The organism is Endozoicomonas euniceicola (genome assembly GCF_025562755.1).
GTDB classification, from domain to species: domain Bacteria; phylum Pseudomonadota; class Gammaproteobacteria; order Pseudomonadales; family Endozoicomonadaceae; genus Endozoicomonas_A; species Endozoicomonas_A euniceicola.
The window spans coordinates 1,813,431-1,838,780 of sequence record NZ_CP103300.1 but is presented as its reverse complement, the minus strand read 5'-3'; the positions used below and the strand labels follow the sequence as shown (position 1 = coordinate 1,838,780).

At 44.7% G+C, this 25,350-nt stretch carries 18 protein-coding genes; 2 read left to right on the top strand and 16 right to left on the bottom strand.

Annotation, left to right across the window (positions count from 1 at the left end; translation table 11 throughout):
* Positions 1-324: 324 nt before the first annotated feature.
* The 8 genes from cas6f to parE all read right to left on the bottom strand — a co-directional run bounded on the left by cas6f (position 325) and on the right by parE (position 11,182).
* Complete coding sequence (cas6f, locus tag NX720_RS07140; protein ID WP_262600338.1) at positions 325-957, bottom strand: type I-F CRISPR-associated endoribonuclease Cas6/Csy4; 633 nt, start codon at positions 955-957, stop codon at positions 325-327.
* An 8-nt stretch (positions 958-965) separates the two neighbouring features.
* Complete coding sequence (locus NX720_RS07135; protein ID WP_262600337.1) at positions 966-2,081, bottom strand: type I-F CRISPR-associated protein Cas7f/Csy3; 1,116 nt, start codon at positions 2,079-2,081, stop codon at positions 966-968.
* Positions 2,082-2,092: 11 nt separating this feature from the next.
* A complete protein-coding gene (locus NX720_RS07130; protein ID WP_262600336.1) occupies positions 2,093-4,249 on the bottom strand; it encodes a type I-F CRISPR-associated protein Csy2 in 2,157 nt (718 codons plus the stop codon).
* Positions 4,250-4,311: 62 nt separating this feature from the next.
* Complete coding sequence (locus NX720_RS07125) at positions 4,312-5,550, bottom strand: TniQ family protein (protein WP_262600335.1); 1,239 nt, start codon at positions 5,548-5,550, stop codon at positions 4,312-4,314.
* On the bottom strand, positions 5,544-6,569 hold the full coding sequence (locus NX720_RS07120; protein WP_262600334.1) for a TniB family NTP-binding protein: 1,026 nt from the start codon (positions 6,567-6,569) through the stop codon (positions 5,544-5,546). Before NX720_RS07120 ends, NX720_RS07125 begins: the two co-directional genes overlap by 7 nt.
* Entirely contained in the window at positions 6,556-8,487 is a 1,932-nt protein-coding gene (locus NX720_RS07115; protein WP_262600332.1) for a Mu transposase C-terminal domain-containing protein, read from the bottom strand. Before NX720_RS07115 ends, NX720_RS07120 begins: the two co-directional genes overlap by 14 nt.
* Positions 8,447-9,157 (bottom strand): hypothetical protein, encoded by a 711-nt coding sequence (locus NX720_RS07110; RefSeq protein ID WP_262600330.1) that lies wholly within the window; start codon positions 9,155-9,157, stop codon positions 8,447-8,449. Before NX720_RS07110 ends, NX720_RS07115 begins: the two co-directional genes overlap by 41 nt.
* Positions 9,158-9,289: 132 nt before the next feature.
* Positions 9,290-11,182: a DNA topoisomerase IV subunit B gene (gene parE / locus NX720_RS07105; RefSeq protein ID WP_262600329.1), complete on the bottom strand. Its 1,893-nt coding sequence runs from the start codon at positions 11,180-11,182 to the stop codon at positions 9,290-9,292.
* Between the two features lie 305 nt (positions 11,183-11,487).
* Here parE and NX720_RS07100 point away from each other — a divergent pair, with 305 nt between their 5' ends.
* Positions 11,488-12,969, top strand: a complete 1,482-nt coding sequence (locus NX720_RS07100) for an AMP-binding protein (RefSeq protein ID WP_262600328.1) — start codon at positions 11,488-11,490, stop codon at positions 12,967-12,969.
* Here NX720_RS07100 and NX720_RS07095 read toward each other — a convergent pair whose 3' ends face one another.
* The 4 genes from NX720_RS07095 to focA form a co-directional block, all read right to left on the bottom strand.
* The gene (locus NX720_RS07095; protein ID WP_262600327.1) at positions 12,970-14,388 is read right to left on the bottom strand and encodes an MFS transporter; all 1,419 of its coding nucleotides are present in this window, start codon (positions 14,386-14,388) and stop codon (positions 12,970-12,972) included. It lies immediately after the preceding gene.
* Positions 14,389-14,721: 333 nt separating this feature from the next.
* Positions 14,722-15,345: a YqiA/YcfP family alpha/beta fold hydrolase gene (locus NX720_RS07090; RefSeq protein ID WP_262600326.1), complete on the bottom strand. Its 624-nt coding sequence runs from the start codon at positions 15,343-15,345 to the stop codon at positions 14,722-14,724.
* 14 nt (positions 15,346-15,359) lie between these two features.
* The gene (locus NX720_RS07085) at positions 15,360-15,905 is read right to left on the bottom strand and encodes an LOG family protein (RefSeq protein WP_262600325.1); all 546 of its coding nucleotides are present in this window, start codon (positions 15,903-15,905) and stop codon (positions 15,360-15,362) included.
* Positions 15,906-16,054: 149 nt separating this feature from the next.
* The gene (gene focA / locus NX720_RS07080; protein ID WP_262600324.1) at positions 16,055-16,906 is read right to left on the bottom strand and encodes a formate transporter FocA; all 852 of its coding nucleotides are present in this window, start codon (positions 16,904-16,906) and stop codon (positions 16,055-16,057) included.
* A gap of 353 nt (positions 16,907-17,259) precedes the next feature.
* Between focA and NX720_RS07075 the strand changes: the two genes are divergently transcribed.
* Complete coding sequence (locus NX720_RS07075; protein ID WP_262600323.1) at positions 17,260-17,799, top strand: hypothetical protein; 540 nt, start codon at positions 17,260-17,262, stop codon at positions 17,797-17,799.
* A gap of 112 nt (positions 17,800-17,911) precedes the next feature.
* On the opposite strand, the gene NX720_RS07070 is transcribed toward NX720_RS07075, so the two are convergent.
* The 4 genes from NX720_RS07070 to fusA form a co-directional block, all read right to left on the bottom strand.
* Positions 17,912-19,357: a S41 family peptidase gene (locus tag NX720_RS07070; protein ID WP_318654098.1), complete on the bottom strand. Its 1,446-nt coding sequence runs from the start codon at positions 19,355-19,357 to the stop codon at positions 17,912-17,914.
* A gap of 148 nt (positions 19,358-19,505) precedes the next feature.
* Positions 19,506-20,669 (bottom strand): murein hydrolase activator EnvC family protein, encoded by a 1,164-nt coding sequence (locus NX720_RS07065; protein WP_262601546.1) that lies wholly within the window; start codon positions 20,667-20,669, stop codon positions 19,506-19,508.
* Between the two features lie 305 nt (positions 20,670-20,974).
* Positions 20,975-22,906 (bottom strand): hypothetical protein, encoded by a 1,932-nt coding sequence (locus NX720_RS07060; protein WP_262600322.1) that lies wholly within the window; start codon positions 22,904-22,906, stop codon positions 20,975-20,977.
* Positions 22,907-23,214: 308 nt separating this feature from the next.
* Entirely contained in the window at positions 23,215-25,251 is a 2,037-nt protein-coding gene (gene fusA, locus NX720_RS07055) for an elongation factor G (RefSeq protein WP_262600321.1), read from the bottom strand.
* Positions 25,252-25,350 lie beyond the last annotated feature (99 nt).

Below are 25,350 nucleotides of genomic sequence, written 5' to 3'. Positions count from 1 at the left end.
GTGAACTTGAGTGTGGACAGGTCGAGGTTCTTGCGAGTATTTTCAGCTGCGTATGCGGCAGTGAACCCTCATTTAATGCCAAAGCAAGATCGAGCGTAATTTTCAGCTGCGTATGCGGCAGTGAACCTGAGTTTCCCCAGACAGGCTCCTCACTTAAAATTTTCAGCTGCGTATGCGGCAGTGAACAAGAGAAAACGCAAGATAAGTCATTGAAAAATAGCAAAGTTCCACTAAAAAAACAAAAATACCAATAATTTTAGGCTTTATACTAACTAACTTTATCTCTTTGATAAGTAAAGAAATTCATCAAGCAAAATAAATCTTTTAAAAAAATGGTGAAACCATTGGAACAACTCCTCTGTGTTTTGATAGAGATGAAAAACCATAATGATCAAAAGTATTTCTTTCCATGCATAGTTTACTCTCTCCTTCATTAATGGACTCTAGCTGAATACATAGGGGCATATTCTGCTGGGTACTGCTGCTGTCCAGATAAAGTATGTGATAAAAAGTATCAGGAAAATCACCTAGATTCTGATCCAATCTTGGGCGATACTGGCTTTCGTTATCAATTTCTCCTCTTTGGATCTGGCGGCTTATAATTCGTCGTACCTTACGCTTAATTGCATTGGGCGTATTACCTGTTATTTTTTGATTTCTAATAAATCTTACTTTTGGAAAATCACCCATTGGAGCTTCCACGATTACAGCCTCAAGAATATTCAAGTCGATCATTTCTTTAAAATAATTCTGTTGCAATATTTTATTCAGAATCGCTTTTTTTCCATAGAAAGCTAGGCACCTCCCCGGCGTTTCTATATTCCAATCAGGGAAAATAGTTCCAATTTTACTATCACCATCATTTGCAATAACAGGATGTGCCTGTTGCAGAATATACCCCATAAGAAATCTTGGTTCAGCATCTCTGGAAATTATGTTTAAATGAAGGATTTTCATATCAGCCTCTATGGATTGGTCAACATTAATTTTTCTTCAGAGCTATTTAATGAATTTTGCTTTTTATTTTTTGAACTATCCCTACTATAAACACCTCCCTTAATAAGATTTGCCATAACAAAGTGAATATCACCAAATTTATTTATATTTTCTTCAGACAACATATTTCCATTGAACTCATTGAGTGTTTTATTGAAACTCTCAACCTTACGTAATAAGGAATAAAAATCTTGATTGCTTCCTCTTCCACGCAAAGCCTGATGGGTTCTTGTATTCAGACCATAAACACTCACAGGGACAATATCTTTTGAATTATTCCAAAGATCCCATCTTAGTCCAGCAGATATTTTGGTCGAATTAAGCATCGCTTGTCGAATATCTCCTAGACGGTAAAAAGCATAGTATCTGGATTTTTGATATTTTTTCTGCTGATGGTGTTTTTCTTTAAGCCAGTCAGGAAACTTTTGTACAAATTCTTCACTTGGATGAATCTCTTCAAGTATATCTTTCTGAAGTGAAGCACTGATACGTAGGCGCAATATTTTACGCTGCCCAGTCAGGGCTCTTGCAATGTTAGATACTAAACTGTCAAACTGCGCCTTGTCAGTGTCCGCCAAATAATTTGCTTCGCATGGAAGATTACCAAATCTATAGGGCGGGAGTATTTTGTCACTGATGTTTGTAATTGTAATTGACATTGCTTCAGAGTCATTATTTCTCCAAAAAGGCAGACCCTGAAATAAAGCATCCATTTGACAATGGGCTTGATAGAGGTATCCGCCCCGAAGTGCATATTGTTTACTTAACTGTTCTAGCCGTCTTATCCAATCGAGACTGTTACATGAGTTGGGAGTTAGGGAGTTTGGTAGATATTTAAGTGAAAAAATTATTCTCAGTCGGGGAGCATTGTGAGGGAGCTGGCATATATCCTGTGCCAGTGGCATCCACTGCCCTAAATCAGTATCTTGTTCTCCATGTCCAGCGCTGTAATCACATTTAGCCCCTCGACCACGTAGTGTATGGATCTCAAGAGGGGCTATTTGACCATCGTACTTTTCTGCAAACATCAACGCTGCTGATGGTGCTGATGATCTCGAATAGCTCAAAAACGTTGGAAGAATCATATAAACTTCCTTTATGAATCCGACTTAAAGGCTTTGCATAAAACTAATCTTTTTGTAGCAGTATAAGACCAGAATATTGGTAGCAATGGAACTTGGCTGATTGTAATCGCATCAAGCTTTAACAACTGCTGCATACCCACTACTGTTTCAGCATAGGCATGATTTTTGAGCCTGCTACCCTCTCTGATCATTGGGGACTCCAAGAGTTTATAGCCAACACCAGACAATGATAGTTGAGAAACATAATTGTTGGTCAGATGACGACTAAATTCACATGAAAAATCGCTTAAAATATTCTCACTCATTCGAGGAAAATGTGAAGAGTGATCCAGTACTAACCAGCGGCTCACAGCTGTTGATTTCAAATACAATACAAGTTCGTCTAAAGCCGGGAAAACCATTGGTTTCACTGACACACAATTCTGTGATGGATCTTCATCTGCCAGAACAACATCACCAGAAGCAAATTTTGTAGGTAAACATTCCGGAAGCTGACATAGATCATTAAAATTATTTAATTTATTGCTACATTCCAGCACAAGATCAAAAGATAGGTGACAAAAATTACGGCTTACAACGTCTGATAAGGGATGCCTAGTTTTCAGATTCCAGCGAGCAGGCTCGTGTTTTTTTATCCCTGTAATGGTTTGAAAGCTATGTAGCCACCATGAAACATTGGTTTTGCCAATATCCATGTCAGTGCTTTCGATCAGGTTTCGTCTTAGCCTGTCTACATAACCAACAAGCGCTGTTATGGCTGGGAGTCCTGTTGTATATGGGGAGTTATCAGCATGGGCATTAAAAACTTTGAGATTTGGAATATACAAATAACATGGTTGATTTTGCTCCAGTGTCTGTTGACCTTTTGCTTTGCTTTTCCAAACAGGAAGTTCGGGTTTAGCTATCTCTAAATTACCTTGATATAGAGGCTTCAAATGGATCTTTACTGAATAACTGATATATAGAACTAACGCAGGATGATAAATTAAGTTATTGTTCTGATTATTTTTTAACAATTGTTTCTGAATTTCAGTAACTGACTCTTTCCAGATTGTATGCATTTCATCTGACGATAACTTTTTCCTTATTACATAATTCTTCTGGGATGATTTCAGTTTTTCAATGTCTTCCAGTGTGACTTGGTTACATTGATAAGCTTTTCGAAGCGCATCGAGATGGGAAAACATCGCCGATACTTGCCGCTGCAATCTAGATAAAATGTGAGCTTTTTCTGATGATTTCAAATTGATAGCATCATAACGATTAGTTAAAAAATCCGCCATTTTATTAATCTTTAGCATGAAGTTGAAGTTTTTAAAGTCAGCTGATAGTAAGCTATCTCCACTATGTAACGTAGCTAAAGCTTGTTTTAATGGTGTTTGCTTTCTTTCAAGATTAATTTTGGGCGACAATACAGCGATAGCGCCTCTGGCGCTGTAAGCTAAAGTACCCATATTTTGAGGTCTAGGAACATTATGAATTTTTTTATTAAGATTGGTTATTCCCTTATCTATAAAAAAATCATGTACAGCTCCTTGAACATAGCTTGAAGAGCATGGAGATATCGAAATATATTGTTGTTCTTCAAGCGCATAAGGAATTAAAACTTGGATTTGATAAGCGGGAACAACTTCAGGAAATGGATTTTGCTTGTGGCTCTGACATGCAGACTTTATTAATTGCTTATTCTCCACACTTAAACCCATAGACATTAAAATATCTATAATTCCAGAATTTTCTGCCAGAAACTCATGATAGAGAGTTGTGTGACAATCTTTATAGATGAATTCTGTACACAGGAAAATTCGACTGCTTGAATATTCGGCACTCCCAGAATTATCGTAATAGTGATGATGTAAAATTGTGTCACTATATAGGTATGGAGAATCTCCGATAAATTCAGGTAAATCTGCGAAGACCCAGCCTTTAACTTTTGCGTCAAATATTTTTGGGTTATGAGTGAGAAATCCAGATAGTGATTTACAGCATTTGATTATAAACCTTTTATCTTTGAGGAGTTTTGTGGCTAATAAAAATGCTTGTTTGGAAGATTGTCCATTAGTTTTAGCTGACTGATTAATTATCTGAATTAAAAACTCACTTTCATGCCCTGTTATATCTGATACAGGTTTTAATAAGGATGTTTCAAATTGAGCATTATGGTTCATGACTCATTCTTCGTGAAGATTACATAATTATATATCAGAGACACGATACAACATTATTTTAGTTATCTGAAATTACCATTCGAAATAGCGAGCACCTCTCCCAGTGAATAAATTGGTATGTATGCTTCTAGCTTTTTATGAGCTAGAGACAGATACCCTTCAGCAGTCAATTTTGAGACATAATTTATACTTACGCCTAAAACAATTGCCGCTTCTTGTCTTGTCAGTAATAGGTTTGATAATTTATTCCTTCCTTTACCTTGGCGGTCTTTTTCAATTTCTTCACTTAAGAAGCTTAAAATTTCACTAAGTATTATGTTATTGCCAATAGAATTATCTGGAAGATTTTGAGCATCAAGAAGTAATGTTCCGAAAATTTCATTAAATCCTGTTTTGTTTGAGCACTTAATTAAATGCACAAAGCCTTTTTTCTTCCGCTCGGACAAGTACCTCTTAAAACTTTCAGGCCAATCTGTGATGAAATAATAAAAAAACTTAGCAAGCCGGTCTTCTTCTACATGTTTTTTTTCATTGATATAACTATAAAAAAATACAGCAAACGATAAAATACGATGAAGATCACCCCCGACAGATGAAAAATATTTGTTAGGTAATGATTTTCCAGATTTTATAGAGGAAGATACTAATGATGAAATTCTTAATAAAAAATCACTATAGTCATTGCTAGGTAAACTTGTTATAGCTGCATTTTTTAAATCATAGCCACAAGAGCATAATGATATATTCTGTCTGGAAATATAAGACAAGCCTGATTTGCACTGAGGACAATAATGCAACAAATAATTTTTATGTTCATTACAACATTTAACCAAATCAATATGCCAAGATAATCTTATATATTCCGAGTCATTTAAGCAGCGTGGACATACTGGAATTAATTTTTTTCTAAAAAGCAGTAATGGTATATTTATTCTCTTATAAGATAAAGATGCCAGATTGTTAGAGTATTTTTTAGATGACCTTTGAATCACAACAGCCCTTAAACTTCTACTATTCATGCCTAATCTATGAGACAATGAAGTAAGGCCGTTATATCTATTATCGTTAACAGTTTTTGAATGGAATAGATTGAAGTACTCAAAAGCAGGTATCGAACCTACTATTTCTTCTTGATTATCAAAACATATGAGCTGCATTAATTGTTGCATAGGGATTGCATTTGAAATGGAAACTCTCAAAATATAGCTTTCTAATGTTTCATCAGAATTTAGTTTAGGCTTACTTAAAAATGCTAATTGATTCAACATAACTTTTAACCATTGATATACAACTCTTACCAAAAACCCTCTGACCTTCCTAAATTAAACACATCCCTTATGTTAATGATTTTAACAGATGGTTGCATTATTTGTTTCCTAGATAAATCTAAATAAGGGTTTGATTCAACTTGGTGAGCAGAAAGTTCCTTATAATTTGATACGAAAGGGTTGTTTTTTGATGAGGCAAAAACAAACCTAAAGGCTTTATTGAAGTCTATTAATTTCAACTCCTTTCTATCAGACAAGCAAAAAGCATTTGCAATCAACTTCATAAGTAGTTTTGGTGAGCCTTCACTGGCTATAAATAGAGGCAATAGTACTTCAGGATTAACAAGACACTCGGATTTTATGGAATGTCTTTTTCCTGCCCGAATAGCTACTGTATTCAAAAAACCACAGTAGGTATCTAAATCACCAGTATTATCTATTCTGAATGGAAATAACTCTTCTACCATAGTAAATATTGAACCAATCTGCTTATTGGTGGTTTGAATTCGTTGTGCCCAAGGCATACCCAAACCAACGATGGGTATATTTGTTTCTTTAATTAGAAGTTTTAGCCATTCTCCTGTATTAACAACTTGAGATGTAGAAAATGATTGAGTCAAATGGTGGAACTCATCAATGAAAATCAGCTGCGTTTTGCAGATATTGACTAGATAGTGAATTAACCTATCATTTTTTAAATCAAAAGAATCCCCAGAGTCCCAACGTGGATCACCGATCTCTCTCAGAAATGCTCTAATTGCCTCATACCTTTTAGCGTTCGATGGCAATGAAAATCTGACAATTGGTTTTACAGTATTGACTACATCTTTAAGCTTAAGATCATAGTCTGGATATTTTTTATGGAACTCTTTTGCTATTAAAGATTTGCCTAACCCACTATCACCTATGAGCAATAAACATGTTGGCTCAGTAATACCGTCAAAGCTATCAAAACAGAACTGTATTAGCTTCTCAACAGAAACAACCTTGTCATGCTTAACATAGCAGTCCTGATAAATTTCACTAAAAAGCTTTTGTTTAATTTTCATCATCAAAATTCCTAAGCTTCCTCTTTATTGGCAAGCTTTGTGTCTTTGCTTTTTTTTCTGTTTTTTTGTTCTTTGTTTTTTTTCTTCCTTCATTGGTTGAAATATTTTGAAATTTAGCAATTTTTTTTGAAATTTTCTTCTTACCTTTAGCCTTATTTTCTATGATAGATTTTATAGTAAGGTTAAGCTCTACTTTGGCAGCATGGAGGTCTTCAGCTTCTCGATTTGAGAGTTTCATTTTTTCCTTTGCATAGCGCCTTATTATTTTATGCTGCCAGTAAGTTAGCCCATCCGCATAATCTTGATCAATAGCAGGAACAGAAAAGTACTCTTCACTAGCTTTATTAAGAACAAAAATAAGCCCCATATCCTCAGGATTATATTTTATGAGAACTTGTTCGTTGTTTTGATACTTTGCCCTATATTCACTTAATTCTTTAGAATCATATTTGATATAATCAACTTGAATTCCACCGACTTTCAGCATCCTCCATTCAGTTTTACCAAGAATAATATCAAGGCTTTCTTTTGAAAAAATCACTCTTGGAACATCATTTATACTACTAACCCAAACTTTATGAGGAACAATTACTCCTCCATTCCTCACCCTTATCTCTTCATACGGATAGATATCAAAAAGCCATTTGTAAAATACGCATATAAATTCATTAAATGTCATTACTGAATGCTTGGCAGAATCGTACTCATCTTTCTTAAAAATATTTGAAAAAGTTTTCCCCTCGATATTTTCAATCAATCTAGCATTTTGCCGACGAAAGTAGTTTTCAATACTTCCTTTCTCCCAGCCTCTCTTAACTCTTGCGTAATTAATATTGATATCTAAATCCAAACATGCCATCTTTAAATCATCAGACCAAAACTCTCTAGCATTATCTACTGTTAGCTCTTGCATTTTTCCATAATAGGGAAAATTACTTTTTAAGTTTGGAAACTGCTCTTTTATATACATTTTAGGTAATAGCGCACTCTTTAAAGCTTTTGCCACAGTAAGATAGCTACCTTCATAAAATGATATGCATAAACCAAGTGGCACCCTTGAAAATTTATCAAGAATTACGGTTATGTAAGGTCTACCCATAGGCAAGAGTGTTTTATCATCTAATAGAAAATAATCTAGCGTAGTATGATCAGCCTCAGCCCGTTGCAATACTCTCTCTGGAGGTTGATTAAATTTCGTTTCTCTAAATTCTTCTTTAGCCTTTCTAATACCCTCCCTTCTTTTTTTAATTTCATAGGGAGGTATTCTATTTACCTCCCTCTGTAATGTAGAGTAGGACGGTATGGTTAAAGAAGTGCCATTTTTTTGATTATATTCTTTTATTATCGTTTTTAGCTGTCTATGTGTTTCACTTAGACTTATTCTTTCTTGTGTCAGGTAGACATCATTAATGACATTACCAATAATTTCTTGCAACTCCGGTTTTTTCCTTTCATATCCCCCGCAGTTTTCATATAAATCAATTAAACTTCTAATGCTCCTCCCACTTTCAATATACATCTTTTTCCAGCGACAAACCGTTCTCCATGATGGGGGGGGTGTATTCAAGGATTTAGCTATACTATTTATTTCTTCTTGAGTGCTTTTAGTGATAGACGATATTCCATTATTTTCCAATGCCTTAATCATATTGTACTTAAGCTCAGCTTTTTTGACTTTTTCTTTATCATAAGCCTGTAAATCTTTACTATTCGGTTGAAGTCTTTTGTTGTCAACAGCATCTTCATTAATAATTTTGATTTTGCCTTTTTCAATACCTTCTAGAATCTCTCTCTCGGGTAACCTTATCTCTGCCTTTGAAAGAAGATCTAAAACAAGAACTATTCTGCTACTCCATGAGATAACCTCACAGAGCCTATCATTATAATGGAACTGCATTCCAGATGTTAATATCGCTTTCATCTGCAAACCTCACTATGACATCCCTAGAAAATTTCTCGTGGGTATTGAATACTATGATGCCCCGGCTGATCAATACATAAGCCTGAAAAGTTGCTTCTTCTTTACTCCCTTCTATTAATCTACAGGCATTCTTTATAAGTTTTTTTAGCTTTATCGGTTCATCTCCATAATTAAGAAAAACTTCCTGAAAAGCTTTTTTGTAGGCTTGATTGACTTCTAAATTACGGTATCCTTTCAATTGTTTCATATTTTCATTGAGCAATCTGTTTTTCGAGATAAAATTATCAATGATATAAAAACTATACCCCTGCCTATTTAAATCGAATCCAATTGACCTGTACTTATCTTCATTTTTTTTATGATCAGTTAAATTAAAAGATTCTGTTTTTACTTCAAAATAACAATCGCCATGCGAAAAAGTTGTAGCTAAGAAATCTGCTGTATATTCATGGCATTCTTGGTCAATGTGATATTTTATTTTGGGGGGTTGGGAGATATAGCTTTGAATTCGAGCATCAAACTCAAGAAAATAACAGAATTTATATTCATCTTCTGTCTGAAGGAAAAGCACATTCTTGTTCTTTTGACTCGTGAACATCCAGTTAGAGTTCACAGGAGACATCTTGATATTCCTGCCGTGTTGATCCTTTGGCTGAAAACGTCGGCTCATGAAACACTCCTCCTACAGCGATACCTTAATATCAAAGCGTAGGAGGTATAGTGTATTTGTCAATCTTTACGGGTAGTTTTTGACAGACTTTCTGATGAATTGTCAATCTTAACGATAAAATTCACTAAGCAATCAGGATATTTCCACCAAATCCCCCTTAGACTCCAGCCACTGCTTACGATCCGACGATCTCTTTTTAGCCAGCAACATATCCATTCGCTGTGTGGTTTCTGCAATATCGTCATCCAGTGACAACTGAACCAGACGACGAGTGTCGGCAGACATGGTGGTTTCACGCAGTTGCAGCGGATTCATTTCACCCAGTCCCTTAAAGCGCTGAACGTTAACTTTGCCACGTTTCTTTTCAGCCCTGATGCGTTCGAGAACACCTTCTTTCTCATCTTCATCCAGGGCATAGAAAACTTCTTTGGCAACATCGATGCGATACAACGGCGGCATAGCCACATAAATGTGACCGCGCTCGACCAGCGGGCGGAAGTGCTGAACAAACAGGGCGCAGAGCAGAGTGGCAATGTGCAAACCGTCGGAGTCCGCATCGGCAAGGATACAGATTTTGCCGTAGCGTAAACCGTCCAGCTGCTCAGAACCCGGATCGACGCCCAGAGCTACCGATATGTCGTGTATTTCCTGAGAGCCCAGAACCTCACTGGAATCCACTTCCCAGGTGTTCAGAATTTTACCGCGCAGGGGCAGTATCGCCTGATACTCCCGGTCACGCGCCTGTTTGGCTGAGCCACCCGCCGAGTCACCTTCAACCAGGAACAGTTCAGTGTAGTTAATGTCCTGACTGGCACAGTCTGCCAGTTTACCGGGCAGGGCAGGGCCTTGAGTGACTTTTTTACGTGCCACTTTTTTGGACTTCCGCATGCGCTTCTGGGCATTGCTAATGCACAGTTCTGCCAGCTGTTCGCCTTCAGCGGTGTGCTGGTTCAGCCACAGGCTGAAAGCGTCTTTGGCAACGCCGGAAACAAAGGCGGCGCATTCACGGGAAGACAGGCGCTCCTTGGTCTGACCAGAAAACTGTGGGTCAGCCAGCTTGGCAGACAATACAAAGGCACAGTTTTCCCAGATATCGTCTGGCCCCAGTTTTACGCCGCGGGGCAACAGGTTACGGAATTCACAGAATTCACGGATGGCCTCCAGCAAACCGGTTCGCAAACCGTTGACATGAGTCCCCCCCAGAGGGGTTGGAATCAGGTTTACGTAACTTTCGGTCAACAGGGTGCCACCTTCCGGCAGCCACTGAACGGCCCAGTCAACGGCTTCTTTATCACCTTTCAGTGAACCGGTAAAAGGTTCAGAAGGCAGGGTTGGGTACTCATGGGTAGTGCCTCTCAGGTAATCCTTCAAACCGTCTTCGTAATACCATTCGGTGGTATCGCCAGCGTGATGATCAACAAACTCAACCCGTAATCCCGGACACAATACCGCTTTGGCACGGAGTACATGCATCAGTCGGGAAACAGAAAACTTTGGTGAATCAAAGTACTGGGCATCCGGCCAGAAACGAACGGTTGTTCCGGTATTACGACGGCCACAGGTGTCGATGTCATGCAGGTCTTTATCTTTAAAACCGTCTTTAAAGGTGATCAGGGATACTTTGGCATCCCGGCGAACGGTCACTTCCAGAACCGTGGAAAGCGCGTTGACGACAGAGACACCCACGCCATGCAGACCACCAGAGAACTGGTAATTCTTGTTGGAGAATTTACCACCGGCGTGCAGACGGGTCAGAATCAATTCAATACCTGAAATACCGTGTTCAGGATGAATGTCTGTTGGCATACCCCGACCGTCGTCGATGACTTCCAGAGAGTTGTCTTTGTGCAAAATCACTTTGATTTTGCTGGCAAAGCCAGCCAGAGCCTCATCGACACTGTTGTCGATAATCTCCTGGGCCAGATGGTTGGGTCGGGTCGTATCGGTGTACATGCCCGGACGTTTACGGACCGGGTCCAGACCACTGAGAACCTCAATGGCTTCTGCGGTGTATTCGTTACGCATGGAATCCTTATCAGGTGGAAAGCATGGTCAAAATGCTGTTAGCGGGAAACGCCGTTAGTGGTACAGTGTATCTTAATTGGCCTTTAGTCGTCAGTTCCATACGCAGACTCTGAACGTTGTCCTTGTATAAGTACTCCACCCTATGAAAACAGATATTTCTGACTCAATGATTCATCCACCCGATGTTTTTCTGATTTCTTTAATGAATAAAAAAGCAGGTTCAAACAGCGGAAAACTGTGAACCCGCTCTTGTGTGACTATACTTTTTCCACTTATTTAATATGGTTACTGGTCAGATGTCGTTTTTGTCACAGCTTATTGGCCACCCTGCTGACAGTATTGCTGTTGTTGATGACGCTGGCGAGCACACTTACGGAGAATTAATCGAACAAGCCAGAGTCCTTGCCTCAGTTTTAAAGCAGGAGATTGATACGGATCGTCCGTTTATACCCTTTCTGGCAGGACGTGATGCCTTGTCGGTGGTGTCATTACTGGCTATCTGGCTGGCAGAGGGGGTTGCCGTCCCGCTCGATCCTCTTATGCCTGCTCCTGAGTGGGAATGGCGCATTCGGGACGTTGACGCAAGGTATCTGATTTGCTCGCCCGGTAAAGAATCTGATGCCCACTTCCTGACGCAGCGCTGTGGCATAAAAATTCTGAAAGCGATTGGGCATGAGGCTTCTCCGCTTGCACTTGTTGCTCTGGATCAGCAGAAAGAAGCCGTTGTTATTTATACCAGTGGCACCAGTCGATATCCGAGGGGTGTCGTTCATACCTTTAGCTCTGTCGAAGCCCAGGTAAAAACACTGTGTCGGGCGTGGCGATGGTCTCCTGAAGACAGGTTGTTGCATGTTCTCCCTATTGCTCATATTCATGGGCTGGTTTGTGGGTTGTTATGTACGCTGGCTGCGGGAGCCAGCTGCCTGCTGATGCCTGTATTCAAAACTGAAAAGGTGTGGGAGCAACTGGCCAGCCGGAAGTTTACGCTGTTTACCGCCGTCCCAACGATTTATCAATATATGCTTGACGCCTGGAACAAATCTTCTGCAGTGCAGCGGCGTACCTGGCAGGATGGGGCAAGAACCCTTAGGCTGGCGATTGTGGGCTCCTCTCCCCTGCCCCCTTCCGTTCACAATCAATGGCTGAAGTTGGCGGGTAAACCGCTTTTAACGCGGTATGGGCTCACGGAGGCGGGCATGGTGTTATCGCAACAGGAGCAGGGAGAACGTCGGCCTGACTGCCTTGGCAGCCCTTTACCAGGCGTCAGTGTTCGCCTGGTGGATGAAAGCGGCCATAAAGTCAGCGGGGTTGGCGAGCTGGAAGTGCGCAGCCCGCAAATGTTCAAGGGTTATCATGGCAAAGCCGACCTGAACCAGCAGGTGTTTAGCCAGGGCTGGTTTCGAACCGGTGATATGGCGATTCTGGATCATGGGCAGTATCGTCTTTTGGGTAAACGCAGTATTGATATTATTAAAACCGGTGGTTACCGGGTTTCTGCCCTTGAAATTGAAGCCATGCTGGACGCTCACCCGGGTATACGCGAGTGTGCCGTTCTTGGAACGCCCAGTGATCGACTGGGTGAGGCCATCTGTGCCTGTGTTGTGCCTGTTTCAAGGCATATTAATCTCAAAGAAATCCGGGAGTGGCTGTGCACAGAGGTCGCGTCTTACAAACTGCCTACCAAAATGACCCTGCTGGAAAAGCTACCCAGAACGCCTCTTGGCAAGGTGGATAAGCAGGGTCTTAAGCGGGTGCTGAGTGCTCCGGCACAAAAGTTCATTACCTGATCAATGTCGTCTGGATGGCGTTTTATTGCCCGCCTTATTGTCCGCTGTTACAGGAATCGTCGCGGGCTGAGCCTGTTGCGCGAACTGCTCATCAGGATTTGGGTGCATATTTTCCCATATCCATAGCAATAGCAAGAGTATCAGTGCCAGGGCGCAGGCTGCTGCGAGCAGCTCGAAACAGGCATCCCAGCCATAATAGTCGAGTACTTTTCCCAGCAGCAGGTTGGCCGATGTGGCACCAAAGAAATAGCCGAACAGACCAATGAAACCCGCTGCGGTTGCTGCGAACGGGAGAGGTACCAGGTCAATGATATGGACATGCACCAACATGACAGGGCCATAAACCAGAAAACCCGTGGCAACCATAGACAGCAGGCCATATGCCGTGTTGCCTACCGGACATTGCCAATAACACAGGATGGAAATGAGAACCAGCGTCGTAAACAATGCATTGACCGGGGCTCGCTGTCCCCGGAAGTGCCTGTCACTCAGGTAACCACAAATCAGGGTGCCGGGGATAGCGGCGTATTCAAACGCAAAAAATGCCCAGCTGGAGGTATTAAAACTAAAGCCTTTGGATTCTTGCAGGTAAACGGGAGCCCAGTCGATAACGCCGTAGCGAACAAAGTAAATGCAGGCGTTAACGACAGCAAGAATCCATATCGGCGGGAGCTTCAGGCAGTGCTGGCAAAAGAGTCGAAAGGATTGCCTGAAAGACGACTGTTGATGTTTAATCGCACGTTCTTCAGCCAACTCGGCTGAATGTCGTGGTAGCCCGCACTGTTCCGGACTGTCTTTCAACATGAAATAACAACCAATGGCTATCACTATGGCAATGGAAGCTGGAAAGTAAAAAAGACTTTGCCAGTCACAAAACAGGGCGACTGCCAGTATCGCCAGAGGTCCCAGCAAACCGCATCCGACATTTTGCGACAGGCTCCATATACTCACAGCCGTCCCTCGCTCCTGACGCACAAACCAGTGAGCGATCAGTTTGGCGCTACACGGCCAGCCCGCCCCTTGCAGGCAGCCATTCAGGGCCATCAGGCAGACCATGACCATCAGCGGCAATTGCAAAATGGGCATAAAGCCTATAAACAGCGAGATGCATCCCGACAGAATCAGGCACAGCGGCATAAGCTTACGAACATCCAGCCGGTCGGCAAAGACTCCCATAACAAAGTTGCTGATGCCATAGCTCAGAGACAGAGCGCACAGAGCCATCCCCAGTTCGCTTTTACTGAATCCCTGACCAATAAGGTCGGGCATGGCGAGAACAAAGTTCTTCCGTACCAGATAATAAGCGGAGTAACCTAGGAATACGCCACCAATAACCTGCAGGCGTAATCTTGAGTAGCGTTCGTGTTGTACTCTTGAATACCCCTCAGGTACAACCGGGCTTTTAAAAAAAGACAGCATACTGCGTTTGATATCCAGATATGAGATAGAAAAAGACTGCTCAATGCCAGGGCGTTCAGGTTTGTGCCAAGTCGTTAAAACACCCTGACAGAGTAGCCGCTCAGGTCATTGCATTGCAGTTGATGTTTCCGTGGGTGGCATCTTTGAAATTAAACAACAGTGACCAGCTATTGCACGGTTTCACGAGAAAATGAACCATTTAAACTGGTAAACAATGTAGCACCGGTTTGGAATTTTGCTGGATTAATGTTGGCTGTTGGCTGTTGGCTGTTGGCTGTTGGCTGTTGGCTGTTGGTCAGGCACAAACAGCCAAAAGCCAAGAGCCAAGAGCAGCTATCCCTTTAGAATGGGCTTTCCTGCAAGAAAGTCGAAGACCGTTGGCAGCATATCATCGTAATGTTCAAAAGAATGACTGCCGCCTTTCTGGATAATCATCTGGGCATTGGCGTACTTTTCTACTGCTTTGTGGTAATCAAGGGTTTCGTCTCCCTCCTGAACCATTAGCAAAATGTCCTGAACATTATCGAGCCATAAGGTTTCAAGGGATTGCAGCGTGTTGACATGATCCTCGGTCAACTCCCATTCATCGCCAGTGTAAACATTGGTTTGCCTGCCCAGATAATCACGGAACAATTCGTAAGGGCGAACAGCAGGGTTGATCAGAACCAGGCGGGTGACAATATCCGGGTGGAGATAGATCAGGCGTTGCATCAGCCAGGTACCATAATAGCCACCCAGAGAGCTGCCAATAATATAAACGGGGCGCATGCCGTACTCGCGACGAATACGGTCAGACATTAACCGTCTTGCCTGCTCCGGATGGCTGGGTAAATCAGGTACCCACAAATCCATATCCAGTTTGTTTCGATGGATATGGCGGATGGTCTGTTGCGCCTTGATGGACCGGGATGAACTGTTTAATCCATGTAAATAAATCAGCAGAGGCGTTTTTGTCATTGTCAGTCCCGTGGTTATCCCATTCGCGTTATCAGGGTGTCCAGCAGTGGCTCTGGTTTATCGGCAACCGACAGTATATCGGGCAGAGGCTGTCTTACATAGCCTTCAACAATGGCATGGTCCATAAAGTTAAGCAGATGATCAAAATAACCACAGGCGTTCAGCAGACCGGAAGGCTTGTGGTGATAGTCAGTTTCCAGCAGCACAATGTACTCAAACAGTTCGTCCAGTGTGCCTGTTCCGCCCGGCAGTGCAATACAGCCGTCTGAAATATCACACAGTTTCCGTTTACGTTCACTCATGGAGTCAACAATGTGTATTTCAGTCAGTGAGTCGTGAGCTTTTTCCAGGTCAACCATCCGTTGTGGAATCACACCAACAACCCGACCGCCCAGTGATAAGGCATGGTTGGCGACACACCCCATTAAACCAATGTTTCCTCCGCCGTAAACCACCGTGATATCGCGCCTGACCATGGCTTCAACCAGGTCAAGAGCGGCGGCTTTATACTCCGGGCGACGGCCAGTTTTGGCTCCGCAGAAAATACTGATGCTGGTCATTGAATCTCCTTGATGTTCGTTAATCATCAAAAGACACGGAGAGAGATAGTATCAGGAGTATCTGAAGTTTGCTTCCCGAAGAATAATTAAAAAAATGGCCGCAAAACAGCGGCCATTCCAGATCAACAATGTATTTCTACAATAAGTGATCAGTCACGCAGGTGTACAAACCAGTTACTCAGACCCACCATAACACCGCCACCAATGATATTACCGATGGTTGCAGGAATCAGGTTCATGAAAACCATGTTGTGCAGGTTGATATTGCTGAAGTATTCAGCCGTGTAACCGGTGTTGGCCCAGAACTCAGGTGTTGCAACAGACTTGATGAGGTAGCCCATTGGCAGCAGGAACATATTGGCAACGGAGTGTTCGAAACCAGCGGCCAGGAAGCAGGCTACCGGCAGCATGCAGGCAAACATTTTACCCATGGCGTCCCGGGAGCTCAGGGTCATCCAGTAAGTCAGACACACAACCAGGTTACACAGTACACCCAGCAGCAGCGCCTCCACGAAACTGTGACCCATCTTGCCGTTGGCAATATACATGTAGTTAATGCCTAACTCACCATGCGCACCTTTGAACTGCCCAACGGCCATCAGCATGGCCACCATGAAGAAAGAACCAGCCATGTTACCGAAATAGACCAGCGTCCAGTTTTTGGCAATCTGACCAACACTGATACGACGGGTTGCACGACCCATCAGCAACAGCGTGTTACTGGTGAACAGCTCAGAACCGCACAGCACGACCATCATCAGACCCATACTGAATGACAGACCGCCAACCAGTTTCACCATGCCGTAGGGCAGATCACCGGCACCTGTGGTGACAACGGTATAAAACATGCCAGCCAGAGAGACGAAAAGACCCGACAGAATAGCCAGTACAAAAGTCACTTCCGGGTGTTTTTTGGTTTTACCAACGGCTGCGTCTTCAGCCAGACGGGCCATTTCGGACGGGGCGACAGCTCCAAACTGTGGCGCTTTACCAGTTTGCATAATAATGATTTTCCATGGGGATTGAAGTGTTGAGTCTGCTTGTGGATTATCGCGTCAGCACATCGACATCAAAGATGAAACTTTTCCATCAGGTGTTATCAGATGAAGTACCACAGCTAAAACACGAAAGTTTATCAATGGCTGCATTGCAGAGTCAGAAAGTGAATGTACGCCTTCTGCTGTGACAAGTACGTACATAGTAGTTGATCTTGAGCAGGTTTCAGGAGAGGATAAGTAGACGGCTTCCATTTTTCGTCAACACCGTCTTCAACCTGCGGAAAGCCTTCAGGAATAGCCGTTTAATTCCTGCTTATAAGGACCTGTTCGTGTCATAAAGCCCAGGGGGAAGGGTGATGCACCGTAGTCCATTAATTTTTTCTGCCATCTGTTTTCTGATCACTTCTGCTCATGCAGCCGATGGTGTATTGCCTGCTCAGGATGAACCAGACCAAACGACGCCCGCCAAGACCAGCACCTTCGACGTTCGGGCCTATCCAGATCATTTCTCTGAACTTAAAGTGGTTGAAAAGTATTCCAAAACACACTCTACAGGGCTTGTGATCGATTACTACCCCTTTGAACAAAGCGGCTTCAGGGTATCGGCCGGAGCTTACGGCAGTGATCAAAGTAAGACCACTGACTCCTATTCAGCCGTAGGCAATAAGACCTACCTGGGTGTTGGCTGGAAAAAATTACTGGACGACGCTAACCGCCTGGATGTCAGTGTTGAAGTGGGTGCGTTTTTTGGTGAAGAGAGTCAGGTAGAATCATCTTTGTCCGGAAGTTCCGGAAGCAATGATACTGGTGATCTGCCAGATAGCTTTGATGCTCTGGAATCTGCGGTGCACACCGTTAAGCCAGTGGTTAGTCTTGGCATTCATTATCGCTTTTAGCTTTTAGCTTTTAGCTTTCAGCGTTTAGCTTCTGGCTTCTGGCTTCTAGAAGCCAACAGCTAAAAGCGAAAAGCTGAGGGCGACAACCGCCACCCTCCTTTGAATCAGTCGCTCAATGCAGTTTAACATCAGCCATCTTTGGCTGCTTACTGGCTTTCTTCTCCTTTTCCTCTTTCCTCAAGGCAGTGATGTGCATGCCTTTCAGAACATTCAGGGCCTGACTTAACTGATAATCTTCTTCAGCCAGACTCTTTTCCTGTTTGGCTTCTTTCTTATCAGCGGCTTTGCCTTTCTTATCATTGCCATTGGTCAGGTGTCCCTGCAGGTTAGCTTCCTTATACTGCTCAGCGGATTCAATGGGTGTGACTTTGGCACGAGGCAGAACAATATCCGGCTTAATTCCTTCCGCCTGAATGGAGCGACCACTTGGGGTGTAATACAACGCAGTAGTCAGTTTCAGGCCCCGCTCAGGATCAGCGCTCAGTGGCAGTACGGTTTGGACAGAGCCTTTCCCGAACGTCTGTGTACCCAACAATACCGCACGATGGTGGTCCTGCAGCGCGCCAGCCACGATCTCGGAGGCAGAAGCTGAGCCGCCATTAATCAGTACGACCAGTGGAACACCGTTGGATGGATCGACACTGGACGCATTAAACTTCAGGTCTGAGTTAGGAATGCTGCCTTTCGTGTAGACGATCAACCCTTCTTTAATGAAACTGTCGACCACGCCAACGGCGGCCTGCAGAACCCCGCCAGGATTGTTACGCAAGTCCAGAACCAGACCTTTCAGCTTTCCATCTTTCTGGGCTTTTTTCAGCTTGCCCAGGTGAGCCACCAGCTCTTTGTCTGAGTCAGACTGGAACTGACTCAGGCGAATATAGCCGTAACCCTCTTCCAGCGTTTTGGAGCGAACACTCTTAACCTTGATGATGTCGCGTTTTACCGTAATTTCCAGTGGCTTGGGCTCACCGTCACGAACAATGGTCAGCTTGATCGGCTCACCGGGCTTGCCGCGCATACGGTCGACCGAGTCCATCAGGGTCATGCCTTTCACACTGGTGTCGTCGAGCTTTATGATCAGGTCGCCGGGCTGGATGCCCGCCTTCTGCGCGGGTGTGTCATCAATAGGGGAGATGACTTTGATGAAACCGTCTTCCATGCCCACCTCAATGCCCAGGCCGCCAAACTGGCCGGAGGTATTGACTTCCAGCTCTTTGAACTCATCGGGCTCCAGGTAACTGGAGTGGGGGTCAAGGCCCGATACCATACCCTTGATTGCATTTTCAAGCAGCGTTTTATCATCCACTTTTTCGACATACGCGGTTTTGATGCGCTGCATGACTTCAGTGAACGTTCGCAGTTCTTCCAGAGGCAATCTGCCTTTCTCGCTGGCGGCCCTGGCATCGTCTGAAGAGCCATCGTTTGTAGACTGGCTGGTTTCTTTAACAGGTTGTTCTTTTTCACCAACGGGTGCCGTCAAGCCAATGGGTGAGAAACCGGTTGATAAGGCCAGAATGCTGGCTAATAACAGCCGGTTAAGGCGAAAAGTCGTTGTCATGGATGCTCCTGCAAACCGTTATGAGAGTTCAAGTATAGGAGGCTGTCGTGAATACATGGCAAGGCTATCGCTCTGTACTCTTGCATCCCGATCAGCAGGGTGTTCACTCTATAGTCTATCGGTTGTCCGTAATGCATCTTCAACAGCCTTAACGGGTTTGCAGCCATCGTGAAGGGTTTTGCGGCTTACCCTTGTGGCGTATTTCAAAGTACAGCCCGGGTTGTTCCAGTCCGCCACTCTGCCCTGCAAGCGCCAGCGGCTCTCCTGCCAGAACGGTTTCACCTTCGGCTTTCAGCAGCCACTGATTGTGGGCGTACAGGGTCAGGTAGTCATCACCATGATCCAGAATGATCAGTTGACCGAAGCCTCTTAACCAGTTAGAGAAAATAACAGTGCCATCATGTACCGCATTCACCCGGGTGCCAGAGTCAACGGCAATTAAGACGCCTTCCCAGCTCATACCGGATTGCGGGCGTTTTTGCCGGTAGCCATAGAGGATTTCACCCTCGACCGGCCATTTCAGATCCCCCTGATCGCTGGTGATAGGCCGCTGTAAAGCGGCTTTTGCCGCCAGCTGTGACAGAATAGTTTCCAGCTGGTGCCGTTGCCGGTCGAGATTCTTCAGGCGCTGGTTACTGCTACCCTGCCGCTGACGTATCTGGCTAATCAGGCGCTGACGCTGACCCTGTACCCTCTTCAGGTCGTCACGTTGTTCTTGCAGGCTACTCTTTTGTTGGGAAAGGCTGGCGTTGACCTGTTCCTGCTCACGGGTGTTGTTATCAATTTCCCGGAGTGTGTTCTCAAAAGCAGTAATGGCATCGAGCTGCGCTTGTTGCAGATGCTTTAAATACGTCAGGTGACGTGAAATATCTTCCGGGCTTTCCTGGTTCAGTAACAGCTTTAACCGGTTGTCCCGGCTGGCAAGGTAGGCTGAGTGTACACTGCTGGCGATGTGTTTTTTTTCTTTATTTTTTCTCGCCGTCAGTTCCTGCTGACGGCGCTGGAGCTTTTTTACCTGTTGATTCCCTTCCTCCAGCTGATTTTCCAGACTGCGAATCGACTGGCGCAGCTTACTCATCTCCTGTTCAGATCGTTGTAACTTCTGTTCCGTTGAAGACCGCTCCCGGTTAAGTTTAGAAAGCAGACCTTTCAGGTGTTCAATGTCACTGTTTATAGTTTCCAGCTGGGCTTCGGTGGTCGCCTTGGTCGCTGCGTCCCCTGCGGCGCTGGCAATACTGCCAGGGCTGCTTATGGACAACAGTGCAACCAGCGACAACGCAAGTGCTGGCGGCGTGGCTGTTAGTTTCATCATCAAACGTCACAGGTTGTTTATTTAATACCTCAGTATGCCTTTAATTAAACCTGTAAAACAATGACAAAAGAGAGCCCGCCCGGAACTATGGAAATGAGGTCTTTCAGTAATGTCTGGCCTGACTACCCATTAGAACTCGTGCTGGCTGTAAATCCGCACTATTCGGCATCTTTTATCCATGGAAAAATAAAGACAGGCATGGAGGCTGCGAAAGTGGTGGCAGATCGATTCAATGTCCTGCATGGTTGGTGTGTAGTCAGACATCAAAGCTGTTGATCTGATATATTCCCGAACCTTTGGAGAGTTTATCTCCCGTTCCCTGAGCCAGGTTTCTTCGTCAGTTCCATCCAGCGTTCATGTTGCTGTTTCATAACTTTCTGTCGTTCAACCTCATTAACATCTCCTGCCCTCCTGATAACCTCGCTCACTTCGTCTGAGCTGCCTTCGTACAGTATTGCCCCTGTTCTGGAATTCTGTATTTCCTCCCATTCGCTGTTTTCGTAGGTTCTTACGATGTTAGTTCCATGATCTCTCTGCGTCAGAGGCTTGTCTCCGAGGGTTAAATCGAAACTTGCCCGGTCGATAAGGCCCTGATCTACAGGGCCGTCATTCAGTATTGAAACCATTGCGGCGAAGTCTTCGTCAGACATGGCGCTTATCACATTGGGCTCTATATGGCCAGACAGTCCCAGGCTTTCAAGTTGCCGAAGGCGTGCCTGAATGAGAGAATTCTGACCCATAAGGAGTTGTACGTGTCGAAGACTAAAACCCACATCGTTAGACAGCCGTTGTATAATTTCCCGATTATCACTTCCCTCACTCTGCTGAAGTCTCGGAAACTCATCAGGTTGACTGGACATCTGCTCCAGAATTTTGGCCAATCCGAAAAGATCATCCCGCACCTGAATCAATGCTTCCTGATTTTGATCAGCCCAAAGCCTGTCGTTCAACTCAGAGGCCAGATTCCCAAACAACATCAGGGTTCCGGTATTTATCTGAGAGTGGGCTTCTGGTGAATTGTTAAAATTTCTTATCAATTCATAGGCGACCTCACGAGCCTTCTGGGCAGAAACAGACTGCAGGCGTAACTTTGTTTCGCTGAAATATCTTTTGTAACGAAGTTGGTCATCAATACTGCCAAAGTACTCAATTATATCCGATAATTCGCACGCATTTCCGTGCAATCCGGACAGTTCTTCCTGTGTTAATGCGTTGCTCCAGTCAAGCCTGTCAACTGTTGAGAATAATTTCCTAATTGCCTCAGAGTGTCTATCTCTGCCAGTTTTCTGAACTCTGTTTTCTAAAATCATTAACTCAACATGGGTTGCAGCATCAACACGGGCAGGTCTTTCATTTTCTTCGTCATCTTTAATGGCCACGTCTATTCTTTTCAGGTCGACTGCTATTGACATAAGCTCTGCGTCTGTGCGCGTTTCCAGGTCTGTTGAGGACCGGATTACACGCTGAATATTCTCTTCACTCAGATAATCCTCTGACCGTGGTGGTTGTCGAAGCCTTAGTACCGGTAAAGTAGCGCTCTGCCGGTGTTCCAGATCGTCCCTTATGTCTTGAGCCAACCCACCGGAAACCGTTCGGCTACTCCCCCCTTCGGCCTGCCCGCCGCCTTGATCCGGTCTGGTTCTGAACATGTAGACAGTGACGCTCTGTTCAGGTACTAACAGCTCCTGATTGAAAAGTATGTCCTGTATCGCTGGTGGTAGTAATGGTCGGGAGCCCTGCTCACCCTTCCCTTTTTTTGTGTATTCCAGGGCACCTGATGCCAGAAGGGCATCGTGAAGCTGTTGATGTTTGCTGCCAGTAAATGGCTGGTCACTGTATGAATGGGACTCTTCTGTCAAAGCCGTATACTTTGTCGCTGAGGATGACTGATTCAAGTCGCATGTTTTGAGGGCTATCTTGACAGAGGAGTCAGTATTAACGGTATTCGTATAACACGCTGGTGTTGAGTTTTCGGTGGTCTCAATAGCAGGCTCGCCCGCGAGTGTATAACCCTCCTGTGCTATACACACAACGGTGTGTGACACTGAACGCTTATCATCATAACTGTCTGCCCGGACGGGCAGATCTATACAGGCCAGGGATATTTCAGCTGACAGTGATTCAGGTACCGAAACCGGCTCGGGTAATAAATTCAAAGTGTATAGAAAATCAACAGGATTCACCGACAGGTTACTGAGATCATAAACCGAACGGCTGAGGATATGGTCAGAGGACAAGGAGAGCGTTTCAAGCTGCCCGTACAAAGGCGTATTGGCAATAGCACATTTAAAATAAAATACTAACAGGGCTATGAAACAAGACTGCAAGCTGGCAATCATACTTTGTACTCTCACTTTACGGTTTAGAAGCTTGCCTGTCCTGGCGTATTGTTATGGCAGCAGATAAGACTGCCGCAATGTTATCTGAAGGGTAAATAACCCAAACGAGAGTAGTTCAATTGAGAGTGTTTTTCCTGTTTCAGCCTCTTCAAGTCAAAAGAGCACTCCCGCCGGGGGCGACGGGAGTAGTTCACAGAGGTAAGGCTTCAAGCCTCCCAGGCTTTAATCAGCGCCTTCTGAACCGGTACCGGTACGCAGTCATAATGAGAGAACTGCATGCTGTACTCACCATCACCGCCGGTCATGGATTTCAGGGTATTGCTGTAACCGGAAACATTGGCTAACGGTGCCCGGGCATGTACGGTGACTTTCATACCTCGCCCCGCATCAGTCCCTGTCACCATCCCCCGCTCACTGGCAAGGTGCCCGGTTACATCCCCCATGCTCTGGCTTGGAACCGTAATATCCATTTCAACAAAGGGTTCCAGCACCACCGGATCGGCTTTCCGGATCGCATCCAGAAAGGCTTTTTTGCCCGCAGCGACAAAAGCAATCTCTTTGGAGTCGACACTGTGGTGTTTGCCGTCGTAAACCACAACGCGAATATCCTGCATGGGATAACCGGCAATAGCACCGGACCGCATCACTTCCCGAACGCCTTTCTCCACAGCGGGAATGTACTGGGATGGAATAACGCCACCTACTACTTCGCTGGCAAACTCAAAACCACTGCCTCTGGGCAAGGGCTCGATGCGTAGGAAAACTTCACCAAACTGACCGGAGCCACCATTCTGCTTCTTGTGTCGATGATGTCCTTCAGCCTTGTTACGAATGGTTTCCCGGTAGGGAATACTGGGGACTGAAGTCGTTACTTCCAGACTATAGACCTTAGCCATCTTCTCAATGGACAGTTGCAGATGGGCTTCTCCCAGGCCGAGCAAAACAGTTTCGTTTTCCCGTTCCCGGTGTTCAATGGTCAGGCTGGGGTCTTCTGCCACCAGACGATGTAGAACTTCTGATAGCTTCTGTTCATCACCCCGATGGGCTGGAGAGATAGCCAGACTGGCCATAGAAGGTGGAAATTGCAGGTCTCGCAGATGGTGTTGATCTTCATCGTGGGAGTCGTGCAATACGCCGTTAAAATGCAGGCTGTCGATCTTGGCGACTGCACAGATATCCCCGGGGCAGGCTTCGCTGACTTCGGTTGTTTTACTGCCCTGTAGCTTTAACAGGTGGGCGACGCGAACCGGTTTCCGGATATCGCCCAGAAAAAGCAGGTCGCCACTGCGAATGGTTCCCTGATGCACGCGGAATACACCCATCCGGCCAATGTAAGGATCCATGGACACCTTGAACACATGGGCAACGGCATGTATATCAGGGTCAGGCACTACTGCGACAGGGGTTTCATTGTCTCCCTCCCCTTTTAAGAAAAGCGGCGGGTTGCCTTCAGAGGGCGTTGGCATCAGTTCACACAGGGTATGCAACAACTGTTCAATACCTGCCCCGGTTTCTGCGGAAGTGAAGCAGACAGGGATCAGATGATCTTCACGCAGAGCCTGTTCAAAAGGATCATGAAGCTGCTCCGGCTTTAAGCACTGTTCCTGCTCCAGATACAGTTCCATCAATTTTTCATCGACTTCCACCACCTGGTCAACCAGCTGGTCGTGGGCTTCTGTGACGGAGCTGAAAGCCGTGGGAGTGTCGTATTCCGGAGCAAAGTAGCAGTCAACCATACGACTTCCGTCTGCCGATGGCAGGTTAACGGGCAGGCACTGGCTGCCCAGCTGATCCTGAATGTCCAGTAACAGGGCTTCCAGTTCGATTTCAGGCAAGTCGCACTGGTTAATAACAATCAGGCCGCATTTTTTGCGTTCATGCATCTGTTCAAATGCCCGGCGGGTCACCGGTTCAATACCATTCCGGGCATTAATGACCAGCGCCACCGATTCAACCGCAGGCAGAATGCTCATAGCACGACCAAAGAAGTCAGGCGTTCCGGGAGTGTCGAGAAGGTTTACGTGGGTGTTTAAGTGATCAAACTGAAGAATACTGGTTTCGAGAGAGTGTCCGGCGGCTTTTTCCTGATCAGTAAAATCCGATACGGTGTTTCCCCTGCTGACATTGCCTTTCTGGTTGATGGCGCCGGAGGCGTGCAGCAGGGCTTCCGCAAGTGCCGTTTTCCCGCTCCCTGCGTGACCCAACAGAGCGATGTTACGAATATGGTCGTTGAATGCGGCCATCTTTTCTCCTCCCGGTCTCGATTAATAATTGTTGTTCTTGCCTTCGAGTATATGTGTGTGTGATGTCGTTTATTTTGTCCCTGATCAATGTCGTGTGTT